This is a genomic window from Streptomyces sp. NPDC107454, assembly GCF_055582885.1.
The window spans coordinates 530,601-547,541 of the sequence record NZ_JBVJPA010000002.1 but is presented as its reverse complement, the minus strand read 5'-3'; the positions used below and the strand labels follow the sequence as shown (position 1 = coordinate 547,541).

The 16,941-nt window shown below is 72.0% G+C and carries 16 protein-coding genes; 9 read left to right on the top strand and 7 right to left on the bottom strand.

Going from position 1 to position 16,941, the window contains the following annotated elements:
- Positions 1 to 20: 20 nt before the first annotated feature.
- A complete protein-coding gene (locus tag ACZ69M_RS06610) occupies positions 21 to 470 on the bottom strand; it encodes a nitroreductase family deazaflavin-dependent oxidoreductase (RefSeq protein ID WP_079089222.1) in 450 nt (149 codons plus the stop codon).
- 186 nt (positions 471 to 656) lie between these two features.
- On the opposite strand from ACZ69M_RS06610, the gene ACZ69M_RS06605 reads away from it, so the two are divergent.
- The 3 genes from ACZ69M_RS06605 (at position 657) to ACZ69M_RS06595 (ending at position 3,517) form a co-directional block, all read left to right on the top strand.
- Positions 657 to 1,394 carry a TetR/AcrR family transcriptional regulator gene (locus tag ACZ69M_RS06605; protein WP_470047210.1) on the top strand — a complete coding sequence of 246 codons (738 nt, stop codon included), beginning with the start codon at positions 657 to 659 and terminating at the stop codon, positions 1,392 to 1,394.
- 90 nt (positions 1,395 to 1,484) lie between these two features.
- Positions 1,485 to 2,750, top strand: coding sequence for a sensor histidine kinase (locus ACZ69M_RS06600; protein ID WP_470047208.1), 1,266 nt, complete (start codon positions 1,485 to 1,487; stop codon positions 2,748 to 2,750).
- A gap of 101 nt (positions 2,751 to 2,851) precedes the next feature.
- The gene (locus ACZ69M_RS06595) at positions 2,852 to 3,517 is read left to right on the top strand and encodes a response regulator transcription factor (RefSeq protein WP_054228788.1); all 666 of its coding nucleotides are present in this window, start codon (positions 2,852 to 2,854) and stop codon (positions 3,515 to 3,517) included.
- Here ACZ69M_RS06595 and ACZ69M_RS06590 read toward each other — a convergent pair.
- The gene (locus tag ACZ69M_RS06590) at positions 3,478 to 3,756 is read right to left on the bottom strand and encodes a DUF6332 family protein (RefSeq protein ID WP_470047206.1); all 279 of its coding nucleotides are present in this window, start codon (positions 3,754 to 3,756) and stop codon (positions 3,478 to 3,480) included. The two genes, ACZ69M_RS06595 and ACZ69M_RS06590, sit on opposite strands and share 40 nt — an antisense overlap.
- A 123-nt stretch (positions 3,757 to 3,879) precedes the next feature.
- A complete protein-coding gene (locus tag ACZ69M_RS06585) occupies positions 3,880 to 5,373 on the bottom strand; it encodes an MFS transporter (protein WP_470047205.1) in 1,494 nt (497 codons plus the stop codon).
- Between the two features lie 85 nt (positions 5,374 to 5,458).
- Between ACZ69M_RS06585 and ACZ69M_RS06580 the strand changes: the two genes are divergently transcribed.
- Positions 5,459 to 5,869 (top strand): MarR family winged helix-turn-helix transcriptional regulator, encoded by a 411-nt coding sequence (locus ACZ69M_RS06580; protein WP_470047203.1) that lies wholly within the window; start codon positions 5,459 to 5,461, stop codon positions 5,867 to 5,869.
- Between the two features lie 340 nt (positions 5,870 to 6,209).
- Here ACZ69M_RS06580 and ACZ69M_RS06575 read toward each other — a convergent pair whose 3' ends face one another.
- The 3 genes from ACZ69M_RS06575 to ACZ69M_RS06565 form a co-directional block, all read right to left on the bottom strand.
- Positions 6,210 to 6,953, bottom strand: a complete 744-nt coding sequence (locus ACZ69M_RS06575; protein WP_470047202.1) for a maleylpyruvate isomerase family mycothiol-dependent enzyme — start codon at positions 6,951 to 6,953, stop codon at positions 6,210 to 6,212.
- A 404-nt stretch (positions 6,954 to 7,357) separates the two neighbouring features.
- The gene (locus ACZ69M_RS06570) at positions 7,358 to 8,527 is read right to left on the bottom strand and encodes an MFS transporter (RefSeq protein ID WP_470047200.1); all 1,170 of its coding nucleotides are present in this window, start codon (positions 8,525 to 8,527) and stop codon (positions 7,358 to 7,360) included.
- Between the two features lie 215 nt (positions 8,528 to 8,742).
- A complete protein-coding gene (locus tag ACZ69M_RS06565) occupies positions 8,743 to 10,263 on the bottom strand; it encodes an alpha/beta hydrolase (protein WP_470047198.1) in 1,521 nt (506 codons plus the stop codon).
- A gap of 96 nt (positions 10,264 to 10,359) precedes the next feature.
- Here ACZ69M_RS06565 and ACZ69M_RS06560 point away from each other — a divergent pair, with 96 nt between their 5' ends.
- The 5 genes from ACZ69M_RS06560 to ACZ69M_RS06540 all read left to right on the top strand — a co-directional run bounded on the left by ACZ69M_RS06560 (position 10,360) and on the right by ACZ69M_RS06540 (position 15,158).
- Complete coding sequence (locus tag ACZ69M_RS06560; RefSeq protein ID WP_470047196.1) at positions 10,360 to 11,274, top strand: helix-turn-helix domain-containing protein; 915 nt, start codon at positions 10,360 to 10,362, stop codon at positions 11,272 to 11,274.
- Between the two features lie 40 nt (positions 11,275 to 11,314).
- The gene (locus ACZ69M_RS06555) at positions 11,315 to 11,542 is read left to right on the top strand and encodes a hypothetical protein (protein ID WP_470047195.1); all 228 of its coding nucleotides are present in this window, start codon (positions 11,315 to 11,317) and stop codon (positions 11,540 to 11,542) included.
- A 53-nt stretch (positions 11,543 to 11,595) separates the two neighbouring features.
- A complete protein-coding gene (locus ACZ69M_RS06550) occupies positions 11,596 to 12,054 on the top strand; it encodes a DUF4442 domain-containing protein (RefSeq protein ID WP_470047193.1) in 459 nt (152 codons plus the stop codon).
- 441 nt (positions 12,055 to 12,495) lie between these two features.
- Positions 12,496 to 13,611, top strand: coding sequence for a GNAT family N-acetyltransferase (locus tag ACZ69M_RS06545; RefSeq protein WP_470047191.1), 1,116 nt, complete (start codon positions 12,496 to 12,498; stop codon positions 13,609 to 13,611).
- Positions 13,612 to 13,853: 242 nt separating this feature from the next.
- On the top strand, positions 13,854 to 15,158 hold the full coding sequence (locus tag ACZ69M_RS06540; RefSeq protein WP_470047189.1) for a chloride channel protein: 1,305 nt from the start codon (positions 13,854 to 13,856) through the stop codon (positions 15,156 to 15,158).
- Here the strand turns inward: ACZ69M_RS06540 and ACZ69M_RS06535 are convergent.
- Complete coding sequence (locus tag ACZ69M_RS06535; RefSeq protein WP_470047187.1) at positions 15,109 to 16,941, bottom strand: glycoside hydrolase family 15 protein; 1,833 nt, start codon at positions 16,939 to 16,941, stop codon at positions 15,109 to 15,111. The two genes, ACZ69M_RS06540 and ACZ69M_RS06535, sit on opposite strands and share 50 nt — an antisense overlap.

The following is a 16,941-nucleotide window of genomic DNA, read 5'->3' as shown; positions in this document are numbered from 1 at the left end:
GGCGGTCGGCTTCCGGCCGGTCAGCTCGTGACCGTGATCCGGAAGACCGGGTGGTCGGGGGCGATGCGCCGCAGCTCCTCGGGGGACGAGTCGGGACCGACGCCACCGAAGAAGACACCGACCTCCGCCTTCCAGCGCTTGAGGTAGGCACGCAGCAGCGGAACCTTGTCGTCGTCACCGACCTCGGTCGCGGTGAACGTGTCCACCCTCTTGCCGAGGCGCAGCTCGCCGCCGCCCGCGGCCCGCATGTTGTGCGTCCACTGGACGTGGCCGCGGGGGGCGACCAAGTACTGCTGTCCGTCCACGGTGAGCAGATTGACCGGGGTCGTGCGCCACGCTCCGCTCTTGCGGCCACGGACGGCCAGGACCCGGGAGCCCCAGATGCTGAGACCGCGGCGGGTCATGAACGCCACGCAGCGGTTGAAGACGTTGACGGTGAACCAGCCGGGCTTCTGGACGTGCGTGGACATGATGACCCCCATCGGTTGCGAGAGCGCTGCTCTCTGAGTGGGAGCGCTGCTCGCTTTTGTGAGCACTGCTCTCGCTTGTGAGCAGTCTGCATGAGATCGGTGATCCAAATCAAGAGCGGTGCTCTCGTTTATGTGCACCGCTCTCGTTTGTGTGCACTGCTCTGAAAACGTGGCACACTTTCCCGCATGAGCACCGCACGCGGAGCACGCGCCCGAGCCAGGATCGAGGTCACCGCGGCCATCAAGGAAGAGGCGCGCAGACAGCTCGCCGCGGAGGGCGCCGCCAAGCTCTCGCTCAGAGCCGTCGCCCGGGAGCTCGGCATGGTCTCCTCCGCGCTCTACCGCTACTTCCCCAGCCGTGACGACCTGCTGACCGCGCTCATCATCGACGCCTACGACTCGCTCGGCGAGAGTGCGGAGGCGGCGCACGCGCAGGTCGCGGGCGCAGGGCCGCGCGAACGCTGGATCGCGGTGTGCGTGGCGGCGCGCCGTTGGGCCTTGGCGCAGCCGCACGAGTACGCGCTCATCTACGGTTCGCCCGTGCCCGGCTACACCGCACCGGACACGACCATCCCGGCCGCCTCCCGCGTGGGGCTGCTACTGGTCGGCATCGTGCGTGACGCGTATCGGGGCAAGGGGGTGGCCCGCACCCCGCTGTCGCCCGAGCTGAAGGCCGAGGCGCAGCGGATGGCCGCCGACCTCGCGCCCGACCTGCCGCCCGAGGCGGTGGCGGGGCTCGTCGCCGCCTGGGCCCAGCTCTACGGGCTGATCGGGTTCGAGCTCTTCGGGCAGTTCAACCGGCTCGTGGAGGACCGCGAGCCGTTCTTCCGGCACGCGGTGGACCAACTCGCCCACGGCGTGGGCCTGGTGTACCCCGAGCCGACCGGGTCCTCGGGCAAGGGGAACGCCACGGGCGGTCCCTGATGCCGACCGGGTGGTACTCCGTGGGGAGTACGCGTGATCACCTCGCCCGGCTGACGCTCCCGGCGGCCCGTGCCGTCTAGCGTGACCGTCATGGAAGAGCAGCGAACCCCCAGGTCCCCGGCGTGGGGCGGGGTGCCGCCGTGGTGGCGGCACGGGCCACCGGGGTGGCACCGATGGAGTGGCGAGGACCATGGTGGCGGGCGAGGCGGCCGCGGTGACCGGTGGCCGTGGCGTTCCACCCTGCTGCTGACCGTCTTCGTGCTGGTCGGCTCCCAGTTCGCGGCGCACGCCCAGGACGGCGGACGCGCCCCCCTGGACCTCTTCGCGAGGGCGCTGCTGATCCTCGGCACCGGCCTGCTGCTGTGGCGGCAGCGGTACCCGGTGCTCGTCGCCTTCGGCACCTCCGCGGCGGCGCTGGTCTATCTGGCCGCCGGATATCCGTACGGGCCCGTCTTCGTCACCGTGGCCGTCGGCTGCTTCGGCGCGGTCGTCGCGGGGCACCGCTGGGCCGCCTGGACGGCCGTCGGCATGCTGTGGGCCAGTCATCTGCTGGTGGGGCACTGGCTCTACCGTTGGTTGCCGCCCACGGGGGACCGGGCCGCCTCCTGGAACCAGGAACTCGGCATCGTCACCTGGGGCGTGGTGATCATGGTCGTGTCGGAGCTGGCCCGGATACGCCGTGAGCAGTGGGCCCGCGACCGCGCCGAACGCGCGCGGGCCGCCGCCCGGCGCGCCGACGAGGAGCGGCTGCGGATCGCCCGTGAACTGCACGACGTCCTCGCCCACAGCATCTCCGTGATCAACGTCCAGGCGGGCGTCGGCCTGGCGCTTCTCGACTCCGACCCGGAACAGGCGCGCACAGCTCTCACCACCATCAAGGAGGCCAGCAAGGAGGCGCTCGGAGAGGTCCGCCAGGTGCTCGACACACTCCGTACGCCGGGGGAGGCGCCGCGCGCGCCGGCGCCCGGGCTCGACCGGCTCCCCGAACTCGTCGAACAGGCGGCGAGCGCGGGTCTGACGGTCGGGATCGAGCAACCCGGCGGCGTTCCGAAGCTTCCGCCGGGTACCGACCTCGCCGCGTTCCGTATCGTCCAGGAGGCCCTCACCAATGTCGTACGGCACTCGGGGTCGCGGCACGCGCGCGTGCGGCTCGAAGCCGCACAGGGCACGCTGCGGCTGCGGATCGACGACGACGGGCCCGCGACCGGCACCGACGCGGGCGGCAGCGGCAACGGGCTGGCCGGTATGCGGGAGCGGGCCGTCGCCCTCGGTGGCACGATCGAGGCGGGCCCGCGCGACGACGGAGGCTTCCGGGTGCTGGCCGTGCTCCCGCTGAAGGTCAAGGAGGACCGGTGAACGGTGAAGGAGAGCCGGCAGATGGCGCAGGGGAGCCGGCGGATGGTGCGGGAGAGCCGGTGGGTAGCCGGGGAGGGTCGGTGGACGGCGCGGAGCGACCGGTGATCCGCGTCCTGCTCGCCGACGACCAGTCACTGGTCAGGGCGGGCTTCAAGGCGCTGCTCGACGCACAGGCGGACCTGGAGGTGGCCGGTGAGGCGGCCGACGGCGAGGAGGCGGTGCGCAAGGTGCGCGAACTGCGCCCCGACGTCGTCCTGATGGACATCCGCATGCCGCTGCTCGACGGCCTCGCCGCGACCCGCCGTCTCACCGACGACCCGGACCTGAAGGACGTGAAGGTGGTCATGCTCACCACCTTCGAGCTCGACGAGTACGTCTTCGAGGCGATCCGTTCCGGCGCGTCCGGCTTCCTCGTCAAGGACACCGAACCGGACGAACTCCTCCGCGCGGTACGGGCGGTGGTCGGTGGCGACGCGCTGCTGTCACCGGGCGTGACGCGCCGTCTGATCGCGGAGTTCGCGGCCCGCTCCAAGGAGCCCGCGGCCGCGGAGTCGCTCGTCCGGCTCACCGAGCGGGAGCGGGAGGTCATGGCCCTGGTCGGTATCGGACTGTCCAACGACGAGATCGCGCGGCGTCTGGTCGTCAGCCCGCTCACGGCCAAGACCCATGTCAGTCGCACCATGGTGAAGCTCGGCGCCCGTGACCGGGCCCAACTGGTCGTGCTGGCCTATGAGTCGGGGTTGGTGCGGCCGGGGTGGCTCGGGTGAGTGCCGGCCGCGCGGCCGAAGCGGACAAGTACCGTGACCACGCGTACCGCGAAGAGCGCGGTCGCCAGCAGTACCCCCGAGGTGATCAGGCCCTTCTCGATGGTGAGCGGGAGATCGAAGAGCAGCGCGGGGCCTGAAACGGCGCCCAGCGCCAGGCCCGCCGCGAAGGTCGCGCTGAGGAGCGCGTACCCGATCTCGATCGTCATCGCGTCCCGCTGCTCCTGCCCGCGTCTCCCCATGGTCCGAGTCTGTCACGACAGCGCGCCCGGCGGGCAAGGGGTTGCCGGCCGGGCGCGTCGGATCGAAGCGCGGGTTCGAAGTGCCGCGTCGACGACGTGAGTTGAGGTCACCGGCGAACCGGGTCAGTCGCCGATCGCCACCCGCCCCTGCGACTCCTCCCGTACGGAGTCGTTCCCCATGGACCGTGCGACCACGACGGTCTGCCGCGGGCGCCGGGTCCGCAGCCCCGGCAGTGTGATCAGCAGCCCCGCCACGGCGATCCCCGTCACCACGATCAGACCGGGCCGGTAGCTGTCGAGGACGGCCTGCGGCGAGTCACCCGCCGAGGAGTTCGCGGTCACGACGGCCGTCACCACGGCCAGGAAGAGGGCGCCGCCCACCTGGACGGAGGTGTTGAGCAGACCCGAGACCATGCCCTGCTCGTGGTCGTCGACACCGTTGGTGGCCTGGATGTTGAGCGAGGGGAAGATCAGCGCGCAGGCCGCGCCGATCAGCAGCATGGTGGGCAGGATCACTGCGGCGTACCCCGGGTCGAGGCTGATGCGCAGGAACAGCGCGTAGCCGACGACCATCAGCACGAAGCCCACCGCGATGAGCCGCGGGGTCCCGAAGCGGTCGACGACGGCGCCGACCTTCGTGGAGGAGAGCGCGACCAGCGCCCCGGCGGGCAGGAAGGCGAGCGCGGTGTGCAGGGCCGACCAGCCGAGCAGCGACTGCATGTACAGCGTCACCAGGAACTGGAATCCGACGTACGAGCCGAAGAACGCCATCGCGCCGAGCTGGGCGCGGATCTGACTGCCGGAGCGGAGCACGCCGAGCCGGATCAGCGGCCCTGCCGAGCGCCGCTCGACACGGACGAAGACGGTGAGCAGGACGGCCACGGCGAGGAAGGACAGGAGGGTACGGGTCGAGGCCCAGCCGACCTCGGGGGCCTGGACGACGGTGAACACCAGCAGCAGCATCGAGGCCGTGCCGAGGACGGCGCCGGGGATGTCGTAGCCGTTGTGGTCCTTCTCGCGTTCGCTGCGCGGCAGCAGCTTCAGACCGACGAGCAGGGCGAGCAGCGCGATGGGGGCGGGCAGCAGCATCGTGAGGCGCCAACTGGCCTCGGTGAGCAGGCCGGACAGGACGAGGCCCATCGAGAAGCCGGTGGCCGCGCAGGTCGTGTAGATCGACAGGGCGCGATTGCGCAGGGGGCCCTCGGCGAAGGTCGTGGTGATGATCGACAGGCCCGCCGGGGCGGTGAACGCCGCGCTCAGGCCCTTGATGAAGCGGCTGGCGATCAGCAGCGGGCCCGAGTCGACGAGCCCGCCGAGCAGCGAGGCGAGCGCGAAGACACCCAGGGCCACCAGGAAGACCTCGCGGCGGCCCAGCAGGTCGGCGGTGCGGCCGCCGAGGAGGAGCAGTCCGCCGTATCCCAGGATGTAGCCGCTGACGATCCATTGCAGCGTCGAGGTGGAGAGGTCGAGTTCGGAGCCGATGGACGGCAGGGCGACGCCGACCATCGACACGTCCAGCGCGTCCAGGAACATCGCGGCGCAGAGCACCAGCAGGGTGCCCCACAGCCGCGGGGTCCAGCGTCCCTCGGTGGTGGGGGTGGTGAGCGGAGAGGTCATGCGGGAGACAGTGCATGCGCATGCATCGAATGCAAGTGCATTTAATTCCGATGCAACAAACTCGATTCTTTGCTACGGTGCGCCCATGGCGGCGAAGAAGGCCGAGCAGGTGCTCGTGGACCAGTGGCGTGACATCCTCGCGGTGCATGCGCGCACCCTGTGCGAGCTCGACCGCGAGCTGCACCGACACGGCCTGGGTGCGAGCGACTTCGAGGTGCTGGACGTGCTGGCCGGGGGTGCCGCGTCCGACGGTGACTGCTCCTACCGCGTCCAGGAGATCTCCGACCGCGTCCATCTGAGCCAGAGCGCCCTCTCCAGGCTGATCGCCCGCCTGGAGAAGGACGGTCTCGTGACGCGCGGCATGTGCCAGGAGGACCGGCGGGGGGTGCGCGTCTGCCTCACTCCGAAGGGGCGAACGCTCCATACCGAGGTGCTGCCGGCGCAGCGGGCGGTGCTGACGCGGATGCTGGCGGGCGGGACGGCCACCGGCGACTGACACCGCGGACCGCGAGCCGGAGGCAGCCACGTGCGGACCGCTGGTCGGAGGCAGGCACACGCGGACCGCTGGTCGGAGGCAGCCACGTGCGGACCGCTGGTCGGAGGCGGCCGCGTGCGGACCGGCGGTCGGAGGCGGCCGCGTGCGGACCGGCGGTCGGAGGCGGCCGCGTGCGGACCGGCGGTCGGAGGCGGCCGCGTGCGGACCGCTGGTCGGAGGCAGGCACACGCGGACCGCTGGTCGGAGGCAGCCGCGTGCGGACCGGCGGTCGGAGGCAGCCACGTGCGGACCGCCACCGTATGCGGACCGATCAGGATCGACCCGTTCGGGCCCCGGTGTCTCAGCCCCAGGTGATGCCGGACTTCTCGCGCCACAGCGCGGCGAGCGAGGCGTCACCGGTCACGTCCGGGAACGGCAGCCGGTTCCACAGCGCCAGATAGAGCCGTGCCGCGGGCCCCGCCAGCTCGCAGTCGACGTCCCCGCCCGCCGCCGCGCCCCGCTCGCTGACCGGCGGCTCGGGCGACAGCCGTACGGTCCACACCGCGTCCACGTCGGTGGCGCGCACCCGCAGCACGCGGGGCGTTTGGGAACGCACCTGGCTCCTCGGACGTCCGTGGAAGCCGCGCAGCAACTCGTCGATCCCGTCCACCGCGAAGCCCCGCGTCACCGTGTCCGGCGTCTCGCCGAGCGCCGACTGCGCGTCGACCCGGTGCATGGTCGTCTCGTGCGCCTGCCGCCGTGCCCAGAAGGCGAGCGGCGAGGGCGCGGGCAGAAAGCTCCAGCAGGACAGGTCGGGCGGAGCGGTCGCGAGCGTGTCGACCAGGCGACGGTGGCCGTCCCCGAACCAGGCCAGCAGTTCGGTGCCGTCCAGCTCGGGCAGGCCGCCGTCCGGGTGGTACGCGGCGTACCCCTCGGCGACGAACGCCGTCGCCCACCGGTGCACCATGCCCGTGTGCCGCACCAGATCCCGCACCTGCCACCCCGGGCAGGTCGCCACCTTGGCGTCGGGCCCCGCCTGCTCGGCCGCCGCGGCGAGCGACCGGCCTTCCTCGTCCAGGGTCTCCACGAACTCCGGAATCTCCATGCGGCGAGTGTGCCGGACGGAGTGGGCTGCGGGGGACCGCGGACGCGGATCGCGTCACCTGGCGGGGATCACTGCCGACGGCCCGGTGGGCCGCCGCCCCGGCGGCCGGCGTCGGCGGGCAAGGAGAAGCCCCGGCTGGACGGGGGAGACCAGCCGGGGCCGTATGTCGTGGCCGACGGAGGGCGGTCGCCTCGCGGCGGAATGCTCCATGGGGCTTCAGCCGGACGATCGTCCCCATGGGCTGTAGGTGAGACCCGGGGACACTGTCCCCTCCGCAGCCACGTACGGATCAACGGCCGACCCCCCTGAGTTGTTCCCGCCCGGCCCCGTCGCCCGCTGTGAGGTGGAGCACGCCGGCCCGGTCCGCGGGGGGCATCCCTCCAGGGCCCGGGGGCGACACGCCGTCAGCTCACGGCGGCCCGGCGCGTCCCGAATCCGATGAGTGCGGCCAGCGCCGCCAGCACCGCCACGCTGGTGAGGGCGATGGGCAGCGAGAACCAGCCGGCCATGAACCCGATCGCGGGCGGGCCCAGGAGCATGCCGCCGTAGCCGAGCGTCGAGGCGATGGCGACACCGCCGGGGCCGGCGAGGGAGCCCGCGCGTTCGACGGCGACGGGGAAGATGTTGGCGAGTCCGAGCCCCGTGATCGCGAAGCCGAGCAGGGCCGCCCACACGGAGGGGGCGAGCGCGCCGAGCAGCATGCCGGTGGCGGCCGTGGCACCGCCCCCCACCAGCGTCCGTGTGCGGCCCAGCCGTTCCAGCAGCGTCGTACCGCCGGCCCGGCCGATGGTCATGGCGAGCGCGAAGCAGGAGTAGCCGACGGCCGCGACGCCCGGGTGGGCCCGCAGGTCCTGTTCCAGGTGGAGGGCTCCCCAGTCGGCCAGGGCGCCCTCGCCGTACGCGGTGCACAGGGCGATCAGGCCGAAGACGAACACCAGCCGCCGGGTGGGTGCGTCGAGGCGACGCGGGGCGCGCTCCTCGTGCGACTGTCCGTGCTCCGGGGGTGCCGGAGGCTCGTGGCTCAGCAGGATGCGTCCGGCGAGGGCGGTCACCAACAGGCCGATCACGGTGAGCGCGAGCAGGTGCCGGGTGGGGGACAAGGAACCCGCCACCAGTGCGCCGAGCCCCGCGCCGACCATGCCGCCCAGGCTGAACGCCGCGTGGAAGCTCGGCATGACAGGCCGCCGCAGCGCGGCCACCAGGTCGACGGCGGCGCTGTTCATGGCGACGTTGATACCGCCGTACGCCGCTCCGAACACGAGCAGGACCAGCCCCAGCGCGACCACCGAATGCGTCAGCGGGGGCAGGGCCACGCTGAGCGCCAGCAGGATGCCGCAGGCGACGGTCACCGGATGGCTGCCGAAGCGGCGGCACAGTCGCCCGGTGAGCGTCATCGTGATCACCGCTCCGGCGGAGACGCCGAGCAGCGCGAGCCCCAGGGCGCTCACCGAGGCGCCGGTCTGCTCCTTGATGGCCGGGATGCGGACGACCCAGCCCGCGAAGACGAAGCCGTCGAGGGCGAAGAAGGCGGTGATGGCGCCACGCAGGCGGGTGAGGTCGTCGGGGCCCCGCACGACACTGTGCGATCGGGTTTTGTTTATTAGCGGCACAAACTCAGCGTAGGTGGTGGGCGGGGGTGGGGCAAGGAGAGGTACCGGGTGGCATCCCCCGGGGTGCCTCGGCGACCCCGAGGAGGACATCGGGGTCGCCCCCCCCGTTGTGACGTCGTGCCTCAGTCGGCCGGTTCGCGAGCGAACGTGCGAGTGGTGCACGAGGTACGAAGGAGGTCTCAGCGCCGCAGGTGCCCCAGCACGGATCGCACCGCGCGCTCCACCGCCTCGCGCGCCCGGTCGGTACGGTCGATGGTCTCGAAACCGTGGTGGCCGAGCGGGACGTCGATCACCTCGACATCGGCGTCGTACTTCTCGGCGGCGGCCAGGAATTCCTCGACCGTCGCCGCGATCTCCGCGTGCTCCAGCTCCACCCGGGTCAACACGATCGGCAACCGTCCCGCGGTACGCACCGCGTCCGCCGGACGGAACCGGGAGTCGACGAGCGCCCAGCTCGGCATCGGCGCGAGTATCGGATAACTCGCCGCGACGCACCGCAACCACGGCGGGGGCGCCGCGAGCCAGTCCGCCGACAACAGCCCGCCACCGGAGAAGCACCACAGCGCCACGCGATCCCCGTCGACGCGCGGATCGGCCCGTACGAGGTCGATCGCATCGGCTACGTCCTCGGCGGCCCGCGCGAAGTCGGCGAGATCGTGCAGCCGATGGTCCAGCGTCACGCCGACGGCCCCCATACCCGCCACGTACCGGCCGTAGCCGACGAGACCCGGCCAGTCCCGCGGAGTCGGCCGCACGTCGGGGTGGACCGGCCCACCGTGGACGAACACCACCGCAGGCCGCGGGCGGTCGGTTTCAGCGAGGTCGTCGGGGAGGTGGAGATCGACCCGTCCCACCCGCTCGCGAGGCCGCTCCGGTACATCCATCAGGAAGGGGCGGAGGTGCGCCGGTTGTTCGTTCACCTTCGCGGCCACCCGGTGCCCTTCTCCCGCGGCGGCCCGGACCAGGGTCTCGGCCACCTCGTCGGGGCAGGAGAGCATCGGCCAGTGCCCGGTGCCCAGTTCGAAGAAACTCACCCGGGGGTCGGTGAGCACCTGGAAGCGGGGATCCCCCATCCCCACCAGGGCCTCGACCATGGCGATGCTCGAACCGTTGGCGGTGCACAGCACGCCGGTCCTCGGCAGCTCGGAGACCGCTTTCGACAGGCGGAGCGGCTGGGTGAGCGTGCCCACCGGCTGCGGAACGGCGTTTGCCGCCAGCCGAGCCAGCACGGCGGGCGAGAGGCCGGCGACGCTGCCCCAGCGCTGCCACTCCTCAAGCGGCGGCGGGGGGATGTGCCGGTCGTCGTCGCCCGGCCCGGCCCGGTGCAGCAGCCGGTCGCGGACCGCCTGGTCGGGCACCAGGGTGAGAGCCTGATCGCCGTGCTGGGGCATGCCCGCGTCCAGGTGGACGATCCGGGCGACCCGTTCCGGGCGCCGGTCGGCGGCGCCGAGCACCGGGTAGATGCCGTAGCAGTGACCGACCAGCACCACCTCTGCCGCGTCCGTCCGGTCGATCACCCGCAGCAGGTCGTGGATGTGCGTCTCCAGGTCCGTGTCAGGTCCGGCCGCATGGCCGTGGTCCTCCATGCCGGTGAGCGTCACCGGATACGCCTGTGCCCCCGACTCCCTCAGCCGAGCGGCCACCGCCTGCCAAATCCAGCTGCCGGTGTGGGCGCCCGCCACCAGGATGAATGCCGTCATCGATGTCTCCTCTTACGCCGTGGTCGCAGGGCCGTCCGTACCGGCCGTCCGCGCTCGTCGGTACGGTAGGAACTCCCCCTGAGGGAGGTTCAAGACGTGCGCCCTGAAAGCACATGGAGTATCGGAGAGCTCGCCGAGCACGCGGGCGTCACCGTCAAGACCGTCCGCTTCTACTCGGACCGCGGTCTGCTGCCCGAGGCCGCCCGCAGCGCGGGCGGCCATCGCAGGTACGGCCCCGAGGCACTCGACCGGCTCCACCTGATCCGCTCCCTGCGCACCCTCGACCTGCCGGTCCCCGCAGTAGGCCGGGTCCTCGACCAGGAGGACACGCTGGAGGACGTCGTCGCGGGGCAGCTGCGGCAGATCGGCTCGCGGCTGGCTGCCCTGCGCTGGCAGGAGGCAGCCCTCCAGCTGCTCCAGGAGTGTGCCCCCGAGGAACGCGCCGAGCGGCTGCGGCTGATCGGCGCCGTGTCCGTCCCGCCCAGCACGGCCGCGCTGGCACGCTTCTGGCGGCGCTGGCTGCCGGCGCGGCTGCCGGCCCGGCTGGTCTCCGCCATCGTCGAACAGGCGGTGCCGCAGCTCCCCGAAGGCCCGACGCCGGCCCAGGTGCTGGCCTTCACCCGGCTGCACGCCTTCGTGTCCGCCCCCTGCACCGGCGGCGGTCGCGGCCAGCCCGTGGCACACGGGCCCGACGGGGGCCGCCCGGCCGTGCTCTACGACGGTCTCGCCGAGGCGTATGCGCTGGCATCGCCGTGGCTGCGGGCGGGGCGGCCACCGCACGAGGGTGAGGCACTCGACTGCTTCGTCTCCGCCTACGCCCGCTCACGCGGCACGCGGGACACTCCCGCCTTCCGCCGGGGACTCAGCCGGGTGCTGGCCGCGGATCCCCGTATCGACCGCTACTGGGAACTCACCGCCGAGCTGTCCGGCTCGTCGGAACCGACCGCAGGTGCCACCCACGACTGGCTCTGCGCCGCGCTGGACACCCAGACCGCCCGATCGGCGGACTGACGGCCGGTCGGCGGTGTGCCGGCGGGGCGACTCCGGCCGGGTGAGAACCGGGCAGGCCCTGGAACTCTTCCCCGAACTCGACAAACGCCTCCGGACGGGCGCGGGCATGCTGTCGGGCGGTGAACAGCAGATGCTGGCACTGGCACTGGCCCGGGCCAGTGCCAGTGCCAGTGCCCGGCGTCGAGCCCCCGGCTCCTCCTCGCCGACGAACTGCCGCTCGGCCTCGCTCCGTTGGTCGTCGAACGCCTGCACTCCACGGGAGGACTGAGTCCGTCGCCCCGGAGTCACTCGGCCGTAAGGGCAGCCTGCGAGGCTTCGCCGATGGACATGACGGCGCTCGCGCGCACCCTGCTCGACCCCATCCAGGCCCATCGCACCGCCGCTATCGAGGTGATCTCCGCCGCCGACGGCGCGGCCGAGATCGCGCTGGAGACACCCCGGGCGCTGACGAACGTCATCGGCTCGCTGCATTCCTCGGGGCTCATCACCCTCGTCGACGCGGCGGGGCTGGGCGCGATTCTCGCCGCGAGCGCGGACGCCGCCGACTTCGAGGGCGTCGTACCGCTGGGCAGGTCCGCGTCCCTGGAGTTCCTCGCTCCCGCGCGAGGACGGCTGGTGGCCCGCTGCCGCCTCTCCGAGGAGGCGCTCGGCGTCCTGCGCCCGCTGCTGCGGGGCGAGACCGACCGGGCCAGATTCGCCACGCACGCCGAGATCACCGATGCGACGGGCACACCCGTGTGCCGCGGGGGCTTCGACTGGAGCGTGCGCCGCATGGCTTGACGCTTCCCGGTCGGCGCCGGGGCAGCGGAACGACGCGCCGTGGAAGCGCGAGGCCTTCGCCGCCCACCGCGAGCGCGTCCCGCTGCTTCGCACCCGGGCGGAGGAGACCGGCGTACGGGACATCGACGAGTGGACGGCAGCGCCTCTTGCGCTGGGTGAACGGTGAGTGAATCGGCCTCCGATCCGCGGTCGGACGCGAGCGCCGGACGGCCCGGCCGGGTCCGGCGGGCCAATTCCCACTCTTCCGTTACGACAGACACCCTTGACAGCTTGCGTACTGATTCGCGACGTTTGAGCCTCGCGGAACAGTTCGAGACGCGTCATGGGGGAATGGGGGGCGATCGGCCGTGCGATCGATGAACAACGATCCTCACGCCTTAGGGGTCCGCGCTGCGAACGGTACGTCCCTCGCGGAGCCCGCGGAAGGGCGGTTGATCTGAGGTGGAGATCACGATCCACAGACCGGAGGAGCTGGACAGTTCGCTCCTCCTGGCCTGGCATCGGGTGATGGACGAGTCGCCCGACTACGCCAACCCGTTCCTGGCCCCGGAGTTCGCGGCGGGGATCGACAGGTACCGAGGCGGGGCGCACGTGGCGGTCCTCCACGAGAGAGGGGAGCCCGTCGGCTTCTTCCCTTACGAGCGCAACTCCCTGGGCGTCGGCCGGGCCATCGGTCTCGGTCTCTCCGACTGTCAGGCCCTGGTGCACCGCCCCGGGGTCACCTGGGACACACAGGAACTGCTGCGGGCCTGCGGGCTGTCCGTCTTCGAGTTCGACCACCTCGTCGAGGAGCAGAAACCCTTCGGCAGACATGTCACCGGGACGTTCGCCTCACCGGTGATAGACCTGAAGGTCGGCGAGGGCACCTACGCCGAGTGGCTGCGCGGCGCCTACCCGGGACTGGCCAAGACGACGCTGAAGAAGGAACGCCGCCTGGGACGCGACCTGGGCGAGATGCGGTTCGTCTACGACGAGCGTGACCCGCGGGTGCTGCGCACCCTCATGCGCTGGAAGTCCGCCCAGTACCGCAGGACGGGACGGATGGACCGGTTCGCGCGGCCCTGGATCGTGGACCTGGTGGACCATCTCTTCCGGGTCCGTGAGGAGCACTTCAACGGCGTGCTGTCCGTGCTGTACGCGGGTGACCGGCCGGTGGCCGCACACTTCGGACCGACCTCGCGCACGCTGTTCGCGGCCTGGTTCACCGCGTACGACCCCGAACTCCGCTACTACTCGCCCGGGTTGATCATGCACCTCCGGATGGCCGAGGCCGCCGGGCGGGAGGGCGTGCGGCTCATGGATCTGGGCCGTGGCGACAAGGAGTGGAAGGACTGGCTCAAGACCCGGGAGCTGCGCGTGGGCGAAGGGTTCGCGACCCGCCCCCATCCGATGGCCACGGCACACCGGCTCTGGCGCAGGCCGGTGCGGGGCCTGCGCAACACGGTCCTGGCCCATCCCAGGCTGCGGGATCCGGCCGACCGACTGCTGAAGACGGTGGGCACGCTGCGTACCTCGGGCCGGCCGGACTCCGGTGCGGCGGGCCCGCGCGCCCGCTGAGCCGGCTTCTCCACCGAGGGTCCGGGTGGCCGTGCGGCATCGGTGGACGCGTCCACCCGGAGGGTTTCCGGGTGGTGTCGCGTGGCTCGCGGTGGCATGGGCGACGTGGTGGGTAATCTCGCGCTCCGACCGGCGGCATCGCTGCGAGCGGACCCAGGAGAAGACCCATCACCGAACCGGAGCCCGTACCGGGGGAGTCCGCCCCGGGAGATCAGCCCCGCGAGGCCGAGCAGCTGAGGGACATGCTGCGGCAGCCCGCGTACCGGCGGACGTTGCTGTTCTGCGGCCTGATCGGGATCCCGGTGTCGTTGGTCGCGTTCTGGTTCCTCGTCCTGCTGCACGAGCTGGAACACCTGATCTGGGTGGACTGGCCGCACCATCTCGGGTGGTCGAAGCCGCCGTGGTGGTGGCCGTTGCCGCCCGCTCTGGTATCGGGTGCGGTCGTCGCCCTGGTCGTCCTGCGGTTTCCCGGCCGGGGCGGGCACATCCCGGCGGGGGGCCTGCAGCCCGGAGGCGCGTCGAAGGCCGCCGTTCCCGGCGTGGTCCTCGCCGCGCTGGCGAGTCTGCCGCTGGGAGCCGTGCTCGGACCCGAGGCGCCCCTGATCGCCCTGGGCGGCGGTCTGGCGCTGCTGTTCCGGGATCTCGTACGCGTTCCCGCGACCGGGACGAACACGGCGATGCTCGGTGCCGCGGGCGCCGCGTCGGCCATCTCCGTGATCTTCGGAAGCCCGGTGGTGGCGGCCGTGCTGCTGATGGAGGCGTCCGGAGTGGGCGGGCCGCAGCTGTTCGCGGTGATGCTCCCCGTCCTGCTGGCCGGCGGCATCGGCGCCATCGTGTTCACCGGCTTCGGACACTGGACCGGACTGAAGACCGGGAGCCTGGAGATCGGACTGCCCGCGCCGTCCGTCCTCGACGCCGGGGACGTGGTGTGGTCGGTGCTCCTGGCGGTCGTCATCGGGGCGGCCATCCACTGGATCATCGCGGGCGGGCGGATCGCGGCGCGCCTCGTGGTCGCGCGTCCGTTGCGCAACACGGTGCTCTGCGCATTCGGCGCGGCCGTCTGTGCGGCGCTCTACGCGGTTCTCACCGGCCGTTCGCCGTCCGACGTGGCCCTGTCGGGCCAGTCCATCCTGGGTCAGCTCGCCACCGACCCGCACGCCTGGTCGGTCGGCAGTCTGGTGGCGGTCCTGGTGTTCAAGGGCGTCGCGTACGCGCTCTGCCTGGGCAGCCTGCGTGGTGGTCCGGTGTTCCCCGCGCTGTTCCTGGGCGGCGCGATGGGCGCCCTGCTCGCGCCGCTGCCGGGGCTCGGCGTCGTGCCGGGCGTGGCGGCGGGCATGGCGGCCTCGTCCGCCGCCGCGCTCCGGCTGCCGGTCAGCTGTGTGGTGCTGGTCGTGCTGATGGTGGGCAACTCGGACACGGTACCGGTGATCGTGCTCGCCGCCGTGGTGTCCTTCGTGACCACCGAACTGCTGCCGCAGGGGCAGCCCATCCCGGTGTTCAGCGAGGAAGAGCGTCGAGCGCCTCGTCCAGCGTCGTCGCGGCCATGATCAGGGAGAGATGGGTGAAGGCCTGCGGGAAGTTGCCGAGTTGCTCCCCGCTGGGACCGATCTCCTCGGCGAACAGGCCGACGTGGTTCGCGTACGTCTGCATCTTCTCGAAGGCATAGCGGGCCTGGGGGAGGCGCCCCGCGCGGGCGAGGGCGTCGACGTACAGGAAGGTGCACAGACTGAAGGTTCCTTCGGAGCCGCGCAGTCCGTCGGGCGAGGCCCCGGGGTCGTAGCGGTAGACCAGGCTGTCGGAGACGAGGACGCGGTCCATGGCGTCGAGGGTGTTGAGCCAGCCGGGGCTGCGGGGGGCCAGGAATCCGACCCGGGGGACGAGCAGCAGGGAGGCGTCCAGGACGTCGCCGCCGTAGTACTGGACGAGGGCCTGCTCCTTGTCGTTCCAGCCGCGCTCCATGACCTGTTCGAGGATGGCGTCCCGGGCCCGGGTCCAGCGCACGGTGTCGGCCGGCCTGCTGAACTCCTGCGCCAGCTTCAGCCCGCGGTCGAACGCGGCCCAGCACATCACCCGGCTGTAGGTGAAGTCCTTGCGCCCGCCCCGGGTCTCCCAGATGCCCTCGTCGGGCCGGTCCCAGGAGTCGGCGAGCCAGTCGAGGGTGGCGGCGAGCCCCTTCCAGCCGTGGTAGCCCGCCTGCTCGCCGACCTGGCGGCCCTCGGCCAGGGCGTAGAGGGCCTCGCCGTAGATGTCGAGCTGCAGTTGGTCACAGGCGGCGTTGCCGGCCCGGACCGGGTAGGAACCGCGATAGCCCTCGAAGTGCTCCAGGATCTCCTCCGTCAGATGGGGGTCGCCGTCGACCCGGTACATGATCTGGAGGGGTTCGTCGTCGGGGCCCTCGCGGGCGCCCAGACGGTCGCCCAGCCAGCGGGTGAAGCGGGTGGCCTCCTCCACGAAGCCGAGGTCGAGCAGGGCCCGTACCGACAGGGAGCCGTCCCGCACCCAGGTGTAGCGGTAGTCCCAGTTGCGCTCCCCGCCGACCTGCTCGGGCAGTCCCATGGTGGCGGCGGCGACCGGGGCGCCCGTGGGGGCGTAGGTGAGGAGCTTGAGGGTGATCGCGGAGCGGTGCACCATGTCCGTCCAGCGGCCGTGGTAGCGCGAGGTGCGCACCCACTTCTGCCAGAAGTCGACGTTCTCCCAGAGAGCTTCGGTGATCCCTTCGACGGTGGGGGGCGGTGGCGCCGCCCCGTCCGGCGCGCAGACGGTGAACACCACGGCCGCCGTCTCCCCGGCGTTGAGGGTGAAGGCCCCACGGACGTCCTGTCCGTCCCGTTCGAGCGGGATGCTGCCCTGGAGGTAGGCGGTCGTTCCGGGAGCCCGGAACGTCGCCGTCTCCTGCAGCGGCCTGTCGTGCGTCAGGTCGAGTTCGTGGGAGGCCCGCGCGTAGTCGAACCGCGGCCGGCATTCGAGTGTGAAGCGCACGGTGCCGCGCACCGAGCGGACGACCCGCACCAGGCTGTGCCGGTCGGTCGCCGTCGGGCCCGGCTGGACCGGCATGTGGTCGACGATCTCGCCGACTCCGTCGGGCGACATGAAGCGGGTCACCACGACGGCGGTGTCCGGGTAGTAGAGCTGTCTCCAGGTGCCCTCGGGGTGTTCGGGCGCGATGACGAAGTAGCCGCCGCCGTCGTGGTCGAGCAGCGCGGCGAAGATGCTCGGTGAGTCGAAGCGCGGTGCCGCGAACCAGTCGATCACTCCCTGGGACGAGACCAGAGCCGCGGTCTGAAGGTCCCCGACGAGCCCGTGGTCGGCGATGGGCGGATAGCGATCCAT